At 35.9% G+C, this 17,967-nt stretch carries 17 protein-coding genes; 16 read left to right on the top strand and 1 reads right to left on the bottom strand.

Features of this window, described 5'->3' with window-relative positions; all coding sequences use genetic code 11:
- The first annotated feature begins 216 nt into the window (after positions 1-216).
- From KHA98_RS06675 to KHA98_RS06605, 15 genes are all read left to right on the top strand, one after another.
- Positions 217-1,032, top strand: coding sequence for an alpha/beta fold hydrolase (locus KHA98_RS06675; RefSeq protein WP_213256532.1), 816 nt, complete (start codon positions 217-219; stop codon positions 1,030-1,032).
- Positions 1,033-1,104: 72 nt separating this feature from the next.
- Positions 1,105-1,422 (top strand): phosphoribosylpyrophosphate synthetase, encoded by a 318-nt coding sequence (locus tag KHA98_RS06670; RefSeq protein WP_213256529.1) that lies wholly within the window; start codon positions 1,105-1,107, stop codon positions 1,420-1,422.
- Positions 1,423-1,560: 138 nt separating this feature from the next.
- Positions 1,561-2,193 carry a hydrolase gene (locus KHA98_RS06665; protein WP_213256527.1) on the top strand — a complete coding sequence of 211 codons (633 nt, stop codon included), beginning with the start codon at positions 1,561-1,563 and terminating at the stop codon, positions 2,191-2,193.
- Between the two features lie 46 nt (positions 2,194-2,239).
- Positions 2,240-3,625 (top strand): alginate export family protein, encoded by a 1,386-nt coding sequence (locus KHA98_RS06660; protein ID WP_213256525.1) that lies wholly within the window; start codon positions 2,240-2,242, stop codon positions 3,623-3,625.
- Positions 3,626-3,824: 199 nt separating this feature from the next.
- The gene (locus KHA98_RS06655; protein ID WP_213256523.1) at positions 3,825-4,559 is read left to right on the top strand and encodes a M17 family peptidase N-terminal domain-containing protein; all 735 of its coding nucleotides are present in this window, start codon (positions 3,825-3,827) and stop codon (positions 4,557-4,559) included.
- A 7-nt stretch (positions 4,560-4,566) separates the two neighbouring features.
- The gene (locus KHA98_RS06650; RefSeq protein ID WP_213256521.1) at positions 4,567-6,453 is read left to right on the top strand and encodes an amidohydrolase; all 1,887 of its coding nucleotides are present in this window, start codon (positions 4,567-4,569) and stop codon (positions 6,451-6,453) included.
- 11 nt (positions 6,454-6,464) lie between these two features.
- Complete coding sequence (locus KHA98_RS06645) at positions 6,465-6,899, top strand: DoxX family protein (protein WP_213256519.1); 435 nt, start codon at positions 6,465-6,467, stop codon at positions 6,897-6,899.
- A 192-nt stretch (positions 6,900-7,091) separates the two neighbouring features.
- Entirely contained in the window at positions 7,092-7,565 is a 474-nt protein-coding gene (locus tag KHA98_RS06640) for a Dps family protein (RefSeq protein ID WP_213256516.1), read from the top strand.
- Between the two features lie 4 nt (positions 7,566-7,569).
- Positions 7,570-8,238 (top strand): YoaK family protein, encoded by a 669-nt coding sequence (locus KHA98_RS06635; RefSeq protein WP_246522184.1) that lies wholly within the window; start codon positions 7,570-7,572, stop codon positions 8,236-8,238.
- A 52-nt stretch (positions 8,239-8,290) separates the two neighbouring features.
- Complete coding sequence (locus tag KHA98_RS06630) at positions 8,291-10,561, top strand: histidine kinase dimerization/phosphoacceptor domain -containing protein (RefSeq protein ID WP_213256514.1); 2,271 nt, start codon at positions 8,291-8,293, stop codon at positions 10,559-10,561.
- A 16-nt stretch (positions 10,562-10,577) separates the two neighbouring features.
- Entirely contained in the window at positions 10,578-11,939 is a 1,362-nt protein-coding gene (locus KHA98_RS06625; RefSeq protein ID WP_213256512.1) for a sigma-54-dependent transcriptional regulator, read from the top strand.
- A gap of 132 nt (positions 11,940-12,071) precedes the next feature.
- Complete coding sequence (locus KHA98_RS06620; RefSeq protein ID WP_213256509.1) at positions 12,072-12,362, top strand: GNAT family N-acetyltransferase; 291 nt, start codon at positions 12,072-12,074, stop codon at positions 12,360-12,362.
- 530 nt (positions 12,363-12,892) lie between these two features.
- A complete protein-coding gene (locus KHA98_RS06615; protein ID WP_213256507.1) occupies positions 12,893-13,513 on the top strand; it encodes an alpha/beta hydrolase in 621 nt (206 codons plus the stop codon).
- Positions 13,513-13,863: a cupin domain-containing protein gene (locus tag KHA98_RS06610; protein ID WP_213256505.1), complete on the top strand. Its 351-nt coding sequence runs from the start codon at positions 13,513-13,515 to the stop codon at positions 13,861-13,863. Before KHA98_RS06615 ends, KHA98_RS06610 begins: the two co-directional genes overlap by 1 nt.
- 272 nt (positions 13,864-14,135) lie before the next feature.
- Positions 14,136-14,753 carry a TMEM175 family protein gene (locus KHA98_RS06605; protein ID WP_213256503.1) on the top strand — a complete coding sequence of 206 codons (618 nt, stop codon included), beginning with the start codon at positions 14,136-14,138 and terminating at the stop codon, positions 14,751-14,753.
- 6 nt (positions 14,754-14,759) lie between these two features.
- On the opposite strand, the gene KHA98_RS06600 is transcribed toward KHA98_RS06605, so the two are convergent.
- Positions 14,760-16,334: a sigma-54-dependent Fis family transcriptional regulator gene (locus KHA98_RS06600; RefSeq protein WP_213256501.1), complete on the bottom strand. Its 1,575-nt coding sequence runs from the start codon at positions 16,332-16,334 to the stop codon at positions 14,760-14,762.
- A gap of 318 nt (positions 16,335-16,652) precedes the next feature.
- Between KHA98_RS06600 and KHA98_RS06595 the strand changes: the two genes are divergently transcribed.
- Entirely contained in the window at positions 16,653-17,591 is a 939-nt protein-coding gene (locus KHA98_RS06595; RefSeq protein WP_213256499.1) for a ring-cleaving dioxygenase, read from the top strand.
- Positions 17,592-17,967 lie beyond the last annotated feature (376 nt).

Genomic DNA, 17,967 nt, shown 5'->3' with positions numbered 1-17,967 from the left:
GAAAAACAAACGAAATATCGCCATTTAACAGAAATCCAGCGGTTAAAAGCAAGTATTTTTTACTTCTTAATCTAGGTTAACAGATGTACAATTCATTATTTAATAAATTTGCAATACAAACATCTTAATACCACATATACAGCACGTTATTTGTTAAAATTCAAAACTTAATAACAAAATTGATTCCAAAATATATTAATCTTAAAATCAAAAATCATGAGCACATTTACAGTAAAAGACGGAACACAGATTTATTACAAAGATTGGGGAACGGGACAACCAATTGTTTTTCACCACGGATGGCCTTTATCAAGCGATGATTGGGACGCACAAATGATGTTTTTCCTTAAAAAAGGATACAGAGTTATTGCACATGACCGCCGCGGACATGGTCGTTCCAGCCAAACTTCTGAAGGAAACAACATGGAAACGTACGCATCTGATATCGCTGAATTGACTGAGGCATTAGATTTAAAAGATGCTATTCACGTTGGTCACTCAACAGGTGGTGGTGAAGTAATACGTTATGCAGCAAAATACGGAAAAGGACGTGTTGCAAAAGCAGTTATTATTAGCGCTGTACCTCCAATAATGGTACAAAGCGAATCAAATCCTGAAGGCGTGCCATTGTCGGTTTTTGACGAAATCAGACAAGGAACAGGTTTTACCAGATCGCAATACTTTTACGACTTCCCTATTCCATTCTACGGATGGAACCGCGAAGGACAAACTGTTCAGGAAGGCATCAAACAAAACTGGTGGCGTCAGGGAATGATGGGCTCAGTTTTGGCACATTATGAAGGAATTAAAGCGTTCTCTGAAACAGATTTCACAGAAGATCTTAAAAGTTTAGATATTCCGGTTTTGGTATTACACGGAGAAGACGATCAAATCGTTCCTTATCACCAGGCACCTAAATCGGCAAAATTATTAAAAAACGGAAAACTAATTTCGTATCCAGGTTTCCCTCACGGTATGCCAACTACAGAAGCAGAAACAATCAATAACGATATTCTGGCTTTTATAAAATAAGTAAAGTGCTCAAATAGTAATAATAACTGCCTGTAAAAGTTCATTTTACAGGTAGTTTAATCCTCCAAAATTATGAATACAGCACAACAACCTTATTTTGACACCGTTACCGAAGCTTTGCAATGGCTGAATACTCAAGGTTTTACAGAAAACTTTAATCTTGATTCCAATTGTATTCGTTACAACAATAATAAACAAAGTATGTCACCGGAAGAATTCAAAATTGAATATTTATTCCGTTTTGAAGGCGATACAGATCCCGGAGACGAAGACATTGTATACGGGATTATATCTGAAATATACAATCTGAAAGGTGTTTTAACCAGCGCTTTTGGAATTTATGCTGATTCTATTTCTACGGAAATGATCAAGAAACTTTCTACACATTAAATAACATCCCTTAATAATTTTACGATATATCGTAAGATAAAAATTTGGCCCTAAAAACTAAAAACCTATTTGTCAACAAATTAAAGGTTTGGCATTTTATTGGCCTGACTAATTATAAATCTTAAAAAATAAATATCTATGAAACCATCAGTTAACTTATTATCACCAGACAATCACGCCTTAGTATTAATTGACTTTGAAGGACAAATGGCTTTTGCTACAAGCAATATTCCTGTAAGCGAATTACGTACTAATGTGGCAATTGTTGCAGGTGCATCAAAAATCTTTAATGTAGCAACAGTTGTAACTACAGTTGCCGAAGAAAGCTTTTCCGGACCTGTTTTTCCTGAAGTTGAAGAATTTTATCCAATTGCAACTTCTGGGTACATTGACAGAACTACAATGAATACCTGGGAAGACGAGAACGCTTACAAAGCTATTGTAGCAAAAAACAAAAAGAAACTTGTACTTGCCGGACTTTGGACAGGTGTATGTATTGTTGGTCCTGCTTTGTCTGCTATCGAAGAAGGTTATGAAGTCTATGTTATTACAGACGCTTGTGGCGACGTAAGCAAAGAAGCTCACGAACGTTCGGTTCAGAGAATGATTCAGGCAGGCGCAATTCCAATTACTTCTATTCAATATTTGTTAGAACTTCAAAGAGACTGGGCACGTGAGGCTACTTACGGTCCTGTAACTACGTTGATGAAAAAATATGGCGGTTCTTACGGCATAGGTATTCATTATGCACATAACATGTTGAAACACTAAGCCAACAACTCATTTATTTTTTATAAATCTCTTACACTTCATTACGTTGGAATCATCAAAATCCATATCGAAATACGCCAGGTTACTTATTCTCTTTCTGTTAATTGGAAATGCGGCATTAGCTCAAAATTTTAAACTTTTGCGTTATGACGAAAATTACGAATTCCTAAAAGATTCCTCCCGAAACTTTTATCAGAATTTAAAATTTGTTCCTTTAAATCAAGAGAAGAATTTTTATCTGTCTTTTGGAGGCGAAGCCAGATATGAATATGTTGATTTCAACAATGAAGACTGGGGAAGATTCAATATTGGTCACAACAATTTCCTGTTACAGCGCTACGATCTTCACGCCGATATTCATTTGGGAAAAACCTTTAGAATATTTGCTCAGTTAAGAAGTGCCCTCGAAGATGGCCGTGAAAACGGAGCACGAGGCATAGACGAAGATCAGCTCAATGTGCAGAACTTGTTTCTGGATGTGAATGTCTGGCAGCAAAAAGACAAAAAAATAACCGTTCGCGCCGGAAGACAAGAATTAGATTATGGTTCCGGAAGATTAATATCTGTAAGGGAAGGTCCAAATGCGAGATTGTACTTTACCGGAGGGAAATTAATGTACTCTTCTGCAAGATTATCTATTGATGCTTTTGCAATGATGGCAGACACGATTTATACCGGAGTTTTTGATAATAAAATGTCTAAACAACTGAACCTTTGGGGAGCCTATTCTAAAATAATAATTCCCAAAGCAGGAAATGTTGACCTTTATTATTTAGGTTTCCGAAGAGATTTATCTGTTTTTGAAGAAGGAATCGCACCGGAAAGAAGACACACAATTGGAAGCAGATTTTGGAAATACGGCGGAGGCTTTATTTATAATCTGGAAGCCGCTTACCAATTCGGAACTTTTGGCTCAGGAAACATCAATGCCTGGACAGGATCAATTGATATTGGATATATGTTTGAAAACACAAAATTCAAACCCACGATAAATCTTCGAAACGATTACATCTCAGGAGATAAAAATCAAGGCAACGGAAATCTTCAAACGTTCAATCCGCTGTATCCAAAAGGAGGTTATTTTGGATTTAGTCCGCAGGTTGGTCCGGTAAACCTTATCGACATTCATCCTTATGCCACAATGGATTTGCTTCCCACACTTAAGATGCAGGTCGATGTGGTTTTTAACTGGCGATATTCAACTCAGGACGGTGTTTACAGACCCAGCGGTATATTAAACCTCCGCGGAAGCGATTCTAACGAAAGATACATCGGAACAGCTTATTTAGCCAACTTTACCTATAGCGTAAACAAATATATTTCGGTTGTCAGCGGTATTCAATACTTTAAAACCGGAGCTTTTATCAATGACGTTATTCCGAATTCTAAAGACGGGGTTTTCTTTAACGCCCGCCTTGGATTTAAATTTTAAAAACAAAAATATACTGACGCTAAATTAGAACACTGATAACGCGGATTTGCTTTCGCAAAGACGCTGATAAAAACGGATTTATCAAATAAAATATTAAAAAAATCTGTGTAAATCCGCGTTTTTGCGATAGCAAATCCGTTATATCCGCGTCAAAATTTATACGCTTAAAAAAATAAAAAGCAACACTAAACCCTAAACAATGAAAACAAACACTTCAAAATACAGCTTTAGATATTCCTGTCTAATTATTCTAATTATAACATTTGCAGGCGCACTTAGTAACAATGCTTTTGCACAAACCGCTTCAATTGGTTCTACGGTAACTTGGGGGAAAGTAGACGGCGTTGCGGTAAACGGATTGGTACAAGGCCCTTCTGCAGCAGAAGCAGATTTACAAGTTGCCTGCGTTTTTGAGTACACAGAAGGCGATATTTTCAACCCTCCTGCCCTTCCTGCAAACTTAAACGGAATGGTACATTTAGATGATGCTTTAAAAGGCATTATTACCGAATTACGCAAAAGCGGAAAGTTTACAGGACATTCGCTTGAAACTTTATTAATTACACCTCCAAAAGGTACTCTGGCATCCAAACAATTATTATTAATCGGATTAGGCGACCGTAATAAGTTTACGCCAGATTTAATGATCAGCGTAGGAAGCACTGCTATGCGCGAAGCTTTACGTTTGGGTGTTTCCAGCTATTCTTTTGCAAGTGATATCAAAGATGCCGGAATTGATTCTCCAACCGCTTTGGTTGCCACAAATGTAGTTTTAGGTTCATTTGAAGCCTATAGAACGCAATCCTACTTAAAAGAAAAAAAGTTAGCCGATTATAAACCGTTAACAAAAGTTATTCTGCTTGCAGGACCTGCATTCTACAACACTGCAGGAGAAGGAATTAAAGAAGCGATTGTAAAGCTTAACTCTAAATAATTGAATTATGAAAGCAGATCTAATTTTATTCAACGGAAAAATTCATAGTTTCAATGCCGAAACGCCAAACGTTACAGCTGTAGCCATAAAAGACGGAAAATTTATCGCTGTTGGAAATGACAGCGACATCATGACTTTTGCCTCTGAAGAAACCAAAATAATTGACCTTCAGAATAAAAGAGTCGTTCCCGGAATAAACGATTCACACATTCACCTTATTCGCGGTGGATTAAATTATAATCTGGAATTACGCTGGGATGGTGTTCCCTCTTTGGCAGATGCACTTCGAATGCTGAAAGAACAAGTTGATCGCACTCCAAATCCGCAATGGGTTCGTGTGGTTGGCGGTTGGTCTGAGTTTCAATTTGCTGAGCGCAGAATGCCAACTTTAGAAGAAATCAATGCCATTGCACCAGATACTCCCGTTTTTATCCTGCATTTGTACGATAGAGCAATCATGAACAGAGCCGCATTGAGAGCCGTTGGTTACAATAAAAACACACCAGCTCCTCCGGGCGGGCAAATCGAACGCGATTCAAATGGTGAGCCTACCGGACTTATTATTGCAACACCAAATGCGATGATTTTGTATTCGACTTTGGCAAAAGGACCAACACTTTCTTATGAGCATCAAATCAATTCAACGCGTCACTTCATGAAAGAATTGAATCGTTTTGGAATAACAAGTGTTATTGATGCCGGAGGCGGATTTCAGAATTTCCCGGATGATTATAAAGTTGTGAATGAATTAAACGAAAAGAAACAACTGACTGTCAGGATTGCTTATAATTTATTCACGCAAAAACCAAAACACGAATTTGAAGATTTCAACGATTGGATTGACAGCGTAAAATTATATCAGGGAGACGATATGTACCGCCACAATGGAGCTGGTGAAATGCTGGTTTTCTCTGCTGCCGATTTTGAAGATTTTCTTCAGCCAAGACCAGATCTTCCGGAAAATATGGAGGCAGAACTGGAAAAAGTAGTTCGCCTTTTGGTAGAAAACCGCTGGCCTTTCCGACTTCATGCAACATACAACGAAAGCATTACACGCTTTTTAAATGTCTTTGAAAAGATAAATCAAGATGTTCCTTTCAACGGACTTCCGTGGATTTTTGATCATGCTGAAACAATTGACGAAAGAAACATCGAACGTGTGAAAGCCTTAGGCGGAGGAATTGCAGTTCAAAGCAGAATGGCTTATCAGGGTGAATATTTTACCGATCGTTACGGAGCAAAAGCAGCCGAAAACACCCCGCCAATCAAAAAAATGATTGAAATGGAAGTTCCTGTTGGTGCAGGTTCAGATGCTACACGTGTCAGTAGTTACAATCCGTGGGTTTCTATGTATTGGATGACGGTTGGAAAAACAGTTGGAGGCTTACAATTATACAATGAAACGAGATTGAATAGACAAACGGCTTTAGAATTATACACGAGAGGAAGTGCCTGGTTTTCTCAGGAACAAACAAAAAAAGGAGATATTAAAGTTGGAATGTTTGCCGATTTAACGGTTTTAGACCGCGATTATTTTACAATTGATGACGAAGACATTAAAAAAATCGAAGCCGATTTAACGATTGTCGACGGAAAGATAGTTTATGCCAATGGCGATTTTTCATCATTCTCGCCTCCACACATTCCAATATTACCAGACTGGTCACCAACGAATATTTACAACGGTTATCTGGTAAGAAGCAGTTTGCAAAGTGCCATTGAAAAAAACACAAAAGCAGATGCAAAACCAAAACTGACCTCACAGATTCACAGTTGCAGCGGAAGTTGTGATGTTCATTTACACAATCACGATGCAGCGAGAATGAGCAATGTTCCTGTCAACAATTATAATGCATTCTGGGGCGCTTTGGGCTGCTCTTGTTTTGCCTTCTAAATTTTAAAGAAATGATTGAAATTATAAAACAAATCCTTTATTCTGATTTAGGAACTTCATTCAACAACGGAGCTCTTTTAGTTTTTAGAGTTTTACTTGCCGTAGAATTATTCAGAGTACATGGAATGAAGAAATTCAGAGTTGAAAACGGACAAAAAGAACACGTTCCGAATCCGTTGCATTTACCTGAAAAACTAAATGGATTAGTCGCTACTTTTTCGGATACGATAATTCCGTTTTTCATCATCTTCGGACTCGGAACCCGACTTGTCGTACTTCCAACTATTGGCGTTACAGCTATTGGTTACTTTGTAGTGCACAAAAATGATTCACTCGAAGTACGTGACGTACCCTATATGTACACTATGTCCCTATTATTGCTTCTCGCACTTGGTGCCGGAACTTATTCACTAGATAATTATTTACTAGCATTATTAAACAATTAATTTAAACACAAAGCCAACTTTGTCAAAGTTTAAAACTTTGACAAAGTTCTCACACAAAGCTATTAACACTATGCGTTAGAAACTAGTTTCTTTCTTTATTCTTTTTCAAAATCAAAGAAAAACCTATGTTTCTATGTGTTTAAATTAATTCCACAATCAACATAAAATAGTATTCATTAAACCTAACTTAAAATGAAAGCAAACATCGGAATCAAACAGGAAAACATCACAAAAGTTGTAGATGTATTAAGCAAAATTCTTGCAGACGAATTCGTCCTTTATACCAAAACAAAAAGAGCACACTGGAACGTTGAAGGTCCGGATTTCTACAACAAACACATTTTCTTTGAACAACAATATGATGCTATCGACGAAATTGTAGATACCGTAGCAGAAAGAATCAGATCTTTAGGTCATTATGCACCTGCAACTTTAAAAGATTTTCTGGCTCTTACACATCTTTCAGAAGAATTAAAAGAGAAAAACGACAGCATTGGTTTTATGAAAGAATTGCTTTTAGATCATGAAAGTATCATTATTTACCTGCGTGAAAATATTAACAATACAGCTGCCGAATTGCAGGATGCCGGAACAAGTGATTTTATTACAGGCCTTGTTGAAACTCATGAAAAAATGGCGTGGATGCTTCGTGCTCACCTGAAATAATACTATGATGGAAATAAAAACAAACATCTGGTACGTAACCCTGCTGCTCACAATTGTGGCAGGGTATTGCGATACCGTAACTTTTGTCGCTGCCGATTCGATATTTTCAGCACACGTTACGGGTAACTTTATTGTCTTTGCTTATCAGATTATCAAAGGCTCAGACATACACGCGTGGATCAAACTACTCACCTTTCCTATTTTTATTATAGCCGTAATTACCGGAGGACGTATAGCTCTAAAAGCAACTAATCGTTATACCATCTTATTTTGGGAAGGTTTGATATTACTTTTAAGTGGTATTGCATCGTACGTTTTTGGCTATTTAGAAAATTATGCAGAATGGACAATGTACACCGTTGCCATGACAACCGTTTTTGCAATGGGACTTCAGAATGCTTTTGGAAAGCTTTACGCCAAAGAAACGCACGGACCAACAACGATGATGACAGGAAATGTAACACAAGCTTCACTAGATTTAGGAAACTTATTAAAAAACGGACTTAAAGACGCCGAAGTCCTATTAAGTTTTAAGAAACAATTAGTTACTATAATCGGGTTTCTTGTAGGATGTTTTTTGGGAGCCATTGCAGGAAAGTTTTTCGGATTAGGGACTTTAGTTATACCCGGAGCAGCAATGATTATTTGTTACTTATACCATCGAAAAAGCTAGAGGATAATGCATTTTGGATTGCAGATTTCTGATAATATAGTACCTTTAAAAAATGAATTTCATCCCTTTTATTTCTATCAAAAACCACTTGCACATCTTATTTGCCGTAACTTTTTTTATACAGGTAAATAATGCTGTTCTTGCGCAATCCAAAGAAGATCCCGGCCTGTTAAAAAGTAAAATTGCCAAAGCTGAAAGCGACAGCCAAAAAGTCGAATTACTTTTAGCTTTAAGCAATTACTATCTGACTAAACCCGGCGAATTTAAAGCCGATTTAGAAAGTGCTGATAATTTAAATTTTGAAGCAAAAAAATTAAGTACCACTTTAAATTATAAACCCGGAATTGGAGAAGCAATTCTTCAGGATGCAAGGATTTTAAGAGAAAAAGGAGAAACAGAAAAAGCATTAAAAAAAGCTAAAGAAGCTCTCGCTTATTCTAAAAAGAACAATTTACAAGTGCTTAAAGCAGATGTTTACAGGGAGCTCTGCGCTTACAAAGGTTACGAAAAAGAGGATACAGAAGAAAAGATTAAATATCTTGAAGTAGCAATTCCGATATACAAAAAAAATAAAGTACTCAAAAAAGAAGCCGATGCCTTAAAAGATCTGGCCGATTATTACGGAAGTATCGAAGAGAACCAAAAAGCATTGGACCTATTAGAAAATGCACTTTCAATATACAAAAAGATCGGTTTTAAGGAACTTCAGGGCGTTTACACCTTAATGTCTGATAATTACGGAATATTGCAAAACACCCAATTATCATTGCAATATGCACTTATGGCAGAAAAAACAGCCGAAGAACTTCATGATACCAGTTATCAGCTTTGTACCATTTACAATCACCTTGGTCTGGCGTATTATGACCTTCTAAAATATGATCTTGCCTTTTCTAATTTTGAAAAAGCATTAAATATTGCGCTTGATAATAAAAATGAAAGCGATATCAACATCATCACCTATAATCTGGCATCATTATACTGCCAGAAAAAAAACTATCGTGAAGCATTACGCACACTAAACCGAACAGCAAAAGACTATCCGCCAAAAGAGGAGATTACCAAAATAAGACAAAGGTTTATATATGTAGTTTGTTATTCTATGCTTAAACAGCTTAGTCAGGCAAAACCTTATTACGAACAATTACTAAAAGATTATCAGGAATCTGAAACTGGTCTTCCATATAAACTAACCGGAATAATAATCTATTTACAACAATCCGGTCAGGTAGAAAAGACCTATGCTTATATTGAAAAATTTAAAACGTTTGCAAAAAAAACAGATAAACTTATTCTGTTTTCACAAATCGAACTTTTAGCTTTTCAATCTGATCATGCAAGCAAAAAATATGAGTCTGCAATAAAACATTTACAACAACATCAGGTTCTTAGAGATTCGCTTTTTAATGTCGAAAAACTGAAACATTCTGCCGCATTACAACTTCAGTTTGAAACAGAGAAAAAAGACAAAAACATCAAACTGCTTACACAGCAAGGAAAATTACAGGAAATAAAAATTTACAACGACCGTATTATTCGCTACGTTTTTATTGGAAGTGTAATCGTTCTGATTCTTTTTCTGGCGCTTTTATACAACAGTTTTAGATTAAAAAAGAAAAAGAATGCCGAATTAGAAATTCAGCGTCAGCAAATAAATGAACAGAACGAACTGAACAAAAAAATGCTGATTGAAAAAGAATGGCTTCTGAAAGAAATTCATCATCGTGTAAAAAATAATCTCCAGATTGTCATTAGTTTATTAAACACACAATCTGCTTATCTCGATAACGAAGATGCTTTAATGGCCATACAAAACAGCCAACACAGAATGCATGCAATGTCATTGATTCATCAAAAATTATATCAGTCTGATAATCTTGCTAATATCGATATGTCATGGTATATTTATGAATTGATAAATTACATGAAAGAATGTTTTGATACCGACCGAAATATCAATTTTGTTTTAAACGTAGAAAAAACATATCTCGATGTTGCTCAGGCCGTTCCTCTGGGATTAATTATTAATGAAGCCATCAACAATGCCATTAAATATGCTTTTCCTGATGGCCGAAAAGGAGAAGTTACAATCGTTCTTAAAAACAATAAAGAAAACAACTACGAACTTTGCATTGCAGACAACGGCGTTGGACTTCCAGAAGATTTTGAAGATACCGAAAGAGATTCACTAGGTATGAATTTAATGATGGGATTAAGTGACCAGATTGATGGCACTTTTGAAATGAAAAATCAAAACGGATTAAAAATTACGATTACATTCACCAGAAATACTGAATTTGAGGTAACTGCCGAAAATTCGTAAATAATATAAAAGCACAATGAAGGAGAAAATTCTAATTGTTGAAGATGAATTTATAGTGGCAAATGATTTAAAAATCATGCTGCACAAAGCAGGCTATCAGGTTGTTGGTATTGCTTCTTCTGTGGTTCAGGCGCGAAAACTAATTGAAGACAAAAAACCGGAATGGGTCTTGCTCGATATTATGCTAAAAGGCGACTTAACCGGAATTGATCTTGCCTGGGAATTGCGCGAAATGCAATTACCGTTTTTATATATTTCTGCCAATACCAACCAAAGCACACTGGAAGCCGTAAAAGCAACGCAGCCTTATGGATTTATGGTGAAGCCTTTTCGTGAAAGAGATCTCATCGTAATGCTTGACATTGCCAAATATAGATTTAATGAAGAAAAAGGAAGTTTAGGAGAAGCTAAAATCAATAGACAAACTCAGGAAATTGAAGGAATCGTAGGTAATAGTCTGCTTTTAAAAGAAGTTCTTGAAAAAATAAAAATCGTTGCACCAGCCGAAACTTCTGTATTGATTTTGGGCGAAAGCGGTACAGGAAAAGAAAGAGTCGCGCATTCTATACACGATCTTTCGGCAAATAAAGCCAATCCGATTGTGATTGTAAATTGCGCTGCTTTGCCACAATCTCTAATAGAATCTGAACTTTTCGGACATGAAAAAGGCGCTTTTACAGGAGCAAATACATTACGAATCGGAAAGTTTGAACAAGCCAATAATGGTACTATTTTTCTGGATGAGATTGGAGAATTACCTTTAGATTCACAGGTAAAATTATTGAGGGTTTTACAGGAAAAAGAAATTCAGAGACTTGGAGGCAATAAAACAATAAAAATCAATGTTCGTATTGTAGCAGCTACCAACAGATCGCTGGAAAAAGAAGTTGCCGAAGGACGTTTCAGACTTGATTTATATTACCGCTTAAATGTATTTCCGATACAATTGCCAACCTTAAAAGAACGCAAAGAAGATATTGAAGCATTAGCCCTTTATTTTCTTAAAAAATATGCCTCAGCTTCACGAAGAAACGTAAACAGTATTAGTCCTGAAGCTTTAGCACAATTAAAAAGTTACGATTGGCCGGGAAACATTCGCGAACTCGAACATCTGATTGAAAGAAATATATTGCTAGCCAAAACAGCTGAAATTGAAAAATTTGATCTTCCGTCGAATACCGCGACACCATTTGAAGTCGCCTCTTCAGGAAAAATGAAGTCGATGGAAGAAATGGAAAAAGAACATATTATGAATGCACTGCAACACTGCGACGGAAAAGTTTCTGGCCCCGGAGGTGCTGCAGAATTACTAAAAATGTCGCCACAAACTTTGTATTCAAAAATGAAAAAACTAAATATAAAACAAGAATATAATTAATCACTTTGTGTATTTAACCGCAAAGGTCACAAAGAAATAACGCAAAGTTCGCAATGCATTGATAAAACTTTGCGAACCTTGAGAAAACATAGCGCTCTTTGCGGTTAAACTTCACGATAGAACAGCTAAAATATGGAAACAATAAAACTAGAATTAGACGAAAAAAAACACGGCGCCTTTAATCTTTATGTTGATGATAAAAAAATAGGCGAAATGACCGTAAGCATTAAACCCGGATTATTAACGGTTTACCACACCGGAGTTGAACCGGAAGGTGAAGGAAAAGGATATGCAAAGAAATTATTAGAAGAAATGGTCGCTTATGTTCGTGCCAACGATTTAAAGGTTTTACCGCTTTGTCCTTACGTTCATGCACAATTCAAAAGACATCCGGATGAATACGAAGATATTTGGAAGAAGTAAAAACACTCCAATTTGTCATCTCGAGGAACGAGATATCTCCACAAGTAACTCCGCAACGAGAGTCCAATCTTTGGCGAGCTACTTACGAAGATTTCTCCTTCGTCGAAATGACGAGATTGTGTAACTTTAGCTAATCGCAGAGGTTTGTCATCTCGACGAAGGAGAGATCACACACGAAACTCCACACAGCATATCGCCAATCTTTGGCGATCAGCTAGTGCGATTTACTTCGTCTGTCGCTACCGCTCTAGTCTCCTCCGTTCGAAATGACAAAATTGTGTAACTTTAGCTAATCGCCAAGTTTTGTCATCTCGACGAAGGAGAGATCACACACGAAACTCCACACAGCATATCGCCAATCTGTGGCGATCAGCTAGTGTGATCTCTCCTCCGTCGAGATGACAAGATTGTGTAACTTTCTTTACGCTTTACGTAATCGAATTAATGATAAAATAGATTTAAAAAAATTAAATCTGCAGAAAAACTGAACACTAAAAAACTGAACACTTAACTCATAACTTCCTAAATTTATGAATACAGAAATTTTAACAGACGGCCTACCTTTAAACGAAGCCAAAAAAGCCTTAATCATGCTTCATGGTCGTGGTGCGGGTGCGCATGATATTCTCTCCATTGCCAAACATCTTAGAGTGGATGATTTTGCATTGGTTGCACCTGAGGCAGAAAACAGAACCTGGTATCCGTATTCGTTTTTAGCTCCTCTTGATCAAAACGAACCTTCGTTTTCAAAATCATTAGATGCAATTCATCAGGTTGTGGTGGCGATTCAGCAAAACGGAATCGAAAAAGAGAATATTTATTTCTTAGGATTCTCTCAGGGCGCATGTCTTGCTTTGGAGTTTACCACTCGAAATGCAGCAAGATATGGCGGAATTGTAGCGTTTACCGGTGGATTAATTGGCGATCAGGTGTATGAAAACCATTATTCAGGAAACTTTGAAAATACTCCGGTTTTTATCGGAACAAGTGATCCTGATTTCCACGTTCCTGTAGAAAGAGTAAATGATACTGAAGCTCTTATGGAAAAAATGGGCGCAGATGTAACTAAAAAAATCTATCCTAATATGGGACATACCATCAGTCAGGACGAGATCAATTGTGCAAATGCATTGATTTTCAATAAAAGATAATGATTACCATAACGCGAGTTTACAGCGATATTAATGGAGAAAGTCATTTTGAAGACTTTCAAGTTCCGTTGAAAAACAATGGCAACATCGGATTTTTATCTGATGATGAACCTGTCAAATCTGTTGTTTTTAGAGAAGTCAGCCCTTCTTATGATTATGATTTTCATAATGCACCGGACCGTCAGTATATTGTTTTACTCGAAGGCGGCGTAGAAATCGAAACTTCATTGGGAGAAAAAAGAACATTTAATACCGGTTCGATTCTTTTGGTTGAAGATACCACAGGAAAAGGACACAAAACAAAAAATATTGAACCTCAACTTCGAAAATCAATATTTATAAAAATCTAGTTTGTCTAAATGGAACGCGGATTTGACAGATTTGCTATCGCAAAAACGCGGATTTTCACGGATTTTTATTTAATGAAATCCGTATTAATCCGTTTCATCCGTGTCCCAATAGAGCGCTTTTAATTTACTACTGTGAGAACTTTGTCAAAGTTTAAAACTTTGACAAAGTTGACAATGCAAATATTATTAATATAAAATCCGTATAAATCCGCGTCTTCGTGATAACGAATCCGTTTAATCCGTGTCCTAATAAACAGCTTTTAAATTATAAAATGGAAAAAGAAACTATAAGAATTGAAGGATTCAGCGATGCTGTATTTGCCATAGCAATTACGCTTTTGGTTTTAGAACTTCATGCGCCCGATGTTACTGTTGTAAAAAACGGGACAGAATTATTAGCATTTTTAAAAAGCGAATGGACAGCTTACTTGGCTTTTACGCTTTCTTTTTTCAGCATTTTTATCATGTGGGTCAATCATCATAAGATTTTCAAACAGATTTACAGCCGAAATACTGCCATCATGTTTGCTAACGGACTGATTCTTTTTCTGGTTACGGCGGTTTCTTATCCAACAACTTTGTTGGCTCGTTTTTTTGAAAGTGAAGCCTCAAATATTGCAGTTGCAATTTATACCGGAATATTTGTACTCATAAATATTTCGTATAATTTACTTTGGCTTGTAGCAAGCAAAAACAAAAATCTTTTGCGCCCGGAAATTACAGATTTGGCAATCAGGAAAATCAGAAATAACTATTTATACGGATTACCTACTTATTTAATTGCATTCGGAATTTCATTTCAATATCCAACAATTGCTTTAATAATCAATATGCTTTTATTAATTTATTGGGCAGTTTCCTCAGGAAAAATAAACATGAATCAGGAATAAATCAATCTAAAGAAAGTTCTTTTTAATGCCCAGTTTCTGCATTCTAGAAGCTAAAGTTGTCGGCGGCACACCTAATAAAACAGCCGCACCTTGTGGTCCGGAAATTCTTCCCTCGCATTTTTTTACAACTTTCAGAATATGCTCCTTCTCTACTTCTTGCAACGTTTTGGTATAAAATTCTGTTTCGGAATCAGTAGATTCTGCGATAAAAATTTCAGGAAAAGTCATTTCTTTGATCGTGTCGTCTTTGGCAAACAAAATACTTCTTTCGATCATATTTTCTAATTCACGCACATTTCCCGGCCATGAATTTGCCATCATACTATTAAGTACTTTTTTAGAAAAACCTTTTATCTTCTTCCCTATTCTTTCCGAGTGTTTTTCTAAGAAAAAATGTCCCAGAATTTCAATATCACCTTTACGGTCCCGCAACGCTGGTAACGGAATTGGATAAACATTTAAGCGATAATATAAATCACTTCTAAAACGTTCTTTGGCAACTTCTTTTTCAAGTGATTTATTTGTGGCTGCAATTACTCTTGCATTTACTTTAATACTTTTATTTCCGCCAACTCTTTCTATTTCTTTTTCCTGTAAAACGCGCAGCAATTTTCCTTGCAATTCCAGCGGAAGTTCTCCTATTTCATCCAAAAACAAAGTGCCATTTTCAGCTTGTTCAAATTTTCCGATTCTTTGTTCTGTTGCTCCTGTAAAAGCACCTTTTTCATGTCCGAATAATTCACTTTCGATCAAATTCTCGGGAATCGAAGCACAATTAACCTTAATCATTTTATTCTTAGCTACCAACGACAAATCGTGAATGGCACTCGCTACCAGTTCTTTTCCTGTTCCTGTTTCTCCAAAAATCAAAACAGTAGACTGAGAAGCTGCCACTTTCGAAATCAATTCAAAAACATCTTGCATCGCATCGCTTTTTCCTATAATTCCATGAAAACCATTATTATTTACAGAAACTGATTCTTCTTCACTTTGTAAACCTCTACTTTTTAGCCATTTCAATTCAGCAAGATTATTTTCATATTCCTGAGTCATTTTAATATTTCTAATGGTTATAGAAAGCTGCATTGCAATTCCCTTTAAAACCCGATTGGATTCTCTGCTAAAAGTCTTGGCATTTTTAAAGAAAAGAAAAAGCACATTTCGGTTTCCTTTTAAATACGGAAGACAAATTCCGATTCCGTTTTTGAAACCTCTTTTTTGAATGTTCTGAATATAATCCGGATTCTTTATATCATCAGCCAAATCAAAAATAACGGCATCCGCAGAATCCATACAACGATTAAAAAAACCATCATTTAAAACATAGTTTTTTAAGTCCGTATTTTTATTCGAAAATGGAAAGAAAATTTGATATTCCGTTTCCTCTTCATTAGAAGACGCTAAAATAAAATCATCAAACAGGAAATTATCTTTTAATACACCATTTACAACCGCATTAAATTCTTCGTTATTTAAAACCTGAGAAAGCGCTGTAGAGATCGATAAAACCAACATTTGTTCTTGTTCTCTTTCCTGCAATCGTTTCATCATGATTGCAGTTTTATCTGTTGGTTTTTCCATAAACGGTAATTGGTGTGGTATTTAAATGTGGTAACCCTGTAAATTTAAGAAATAGCCTTAATTAAATTACTATTGATTTTCTAAATATGCAATACTCAATTCATAAAATTACGATATATCGTGTAATTAGAAATAATATTTCCATTTAAAAACCCTGATAAATAAGCCCTTAATTTAAATGGAATATTATTTGGTTTTATAATGGCACGAGGAAAACAAACAGGTTTTTATTTCTTAATCTAGGTTAATCGATAAACAGCCACAACGGACGTAAATTTGTAAAAGAAAAATCAAACAACAATTTAAATAAAAAATACCATGGAAAATAAAATTTTAGGCTTACACCACATTACTGCAATTGCAGGTGATGCTAAACGCAACTTTAACTTTTACTCTAACATATTAGGATTACGATTCATTAAAAAAACCGTGAATTTTGATGATCCCGGAACGTACCATTTTTACTTTGGTGACGAAGTAGGAAGCGCAGGAACTATTCTAACTTTTTTCCCTTGGGGAGAAGGAATTCAACAAGGAAGAAAAGGTTCAGGAATGGCAACTGAAATTGGCTATTCTGTTCCAAAAGGAAGTCTTGATTTCTGGCAAAAACGTTTTGAGCAATATAATGTTATCTATAACAAACCTGCTGAAAAATTCGGCGAAAAATATTTGACTTTCTTAGATCCGGACGGACTAAAATTAGAGTTAATCGAATCTAAAACAGAAGATAACAGAAAAGCCTGGGAAACCGACGAAGTAAAAGCGGATGTGGCTACAAAAGGTTTTCATAACATTACGTTGACTTTAAACGATATTAAACCAACCGCTGCGGTTTTAACTGAAATATTTGGTTATAAATTAATCGATCAGGATGTAAACCGTTACCGTTATGCAACAGATGCTGTAGAAAATGCTGCGATTGTTGACTTAGTTGAATTGACTGATGAAAAACGTGGTTTAAATGCCAACGGAACAGTTCACCACGTGGCTTTCCGTGTAAAAAATGACGAAATCTTAATGCACTTCCGTGAAAAAATCGAAGCGTACGGATTGTCTATTACACCACAAATTGACAGACAGTATTTCCACTCTTTGTATTTCAGAGAACCAGGTGGAGTTTTATTTGAAATCGCTACCGATAATCCAGGATTTACAGTAGACGAAAGCTTAGAAGAATTAGGTCAAAACTTAAAACTTCCTGCTCAATACGAATCTCAGAGAGCAGCTATTGAAGCACATTTGGTTAAAATTAATTAATTGACCCCGTTGGGTGTAATTATATTAAAAATGCTCCTTTGAATAAAATAGTACGCGGATAAAACGGATTTACTTCGTAAAAACGCGGACAAAAACAGATTTTGGGTAAAGATTTAAAAAAATCCGTTTTTGTCCGCGTTTTCGTGATAACGAATCTGCCTAATCCGCGTCAAAATTTATAATATCTTAATTACACCCAACGGGTTAATTGAATTACTAAACCGGGGTTATCCCAAACACAACACTACTTTAAAAAGCTGTCCCAATTGCGGACAGCTTTTTTTTAGCTTTAGCCCAATATTCATTTTACCACGTAATTCACATTAAAAGTTAAATTTTTAAGGTATAAAGTGTTTTATAAACACTTATAATCTAT

Origin of the sequence: Flavobacterium branchiicola (assembly GCF_018383905.1) — a bacterium.
In the GTDB taxonomy this organism is placed as follows: domain Bacteria; phylum Bacteroidota; class Bacteroidia; order Flavobacteriales; family Flavobacteriaceae; genus Flavobacterium; species Flavobacterium branchiicola.
The sequence above is the reverse complement of the archived record's forward strand: the minus strand, read 5'-3'. Positions and strand labels throughout refer to the sequence as shown.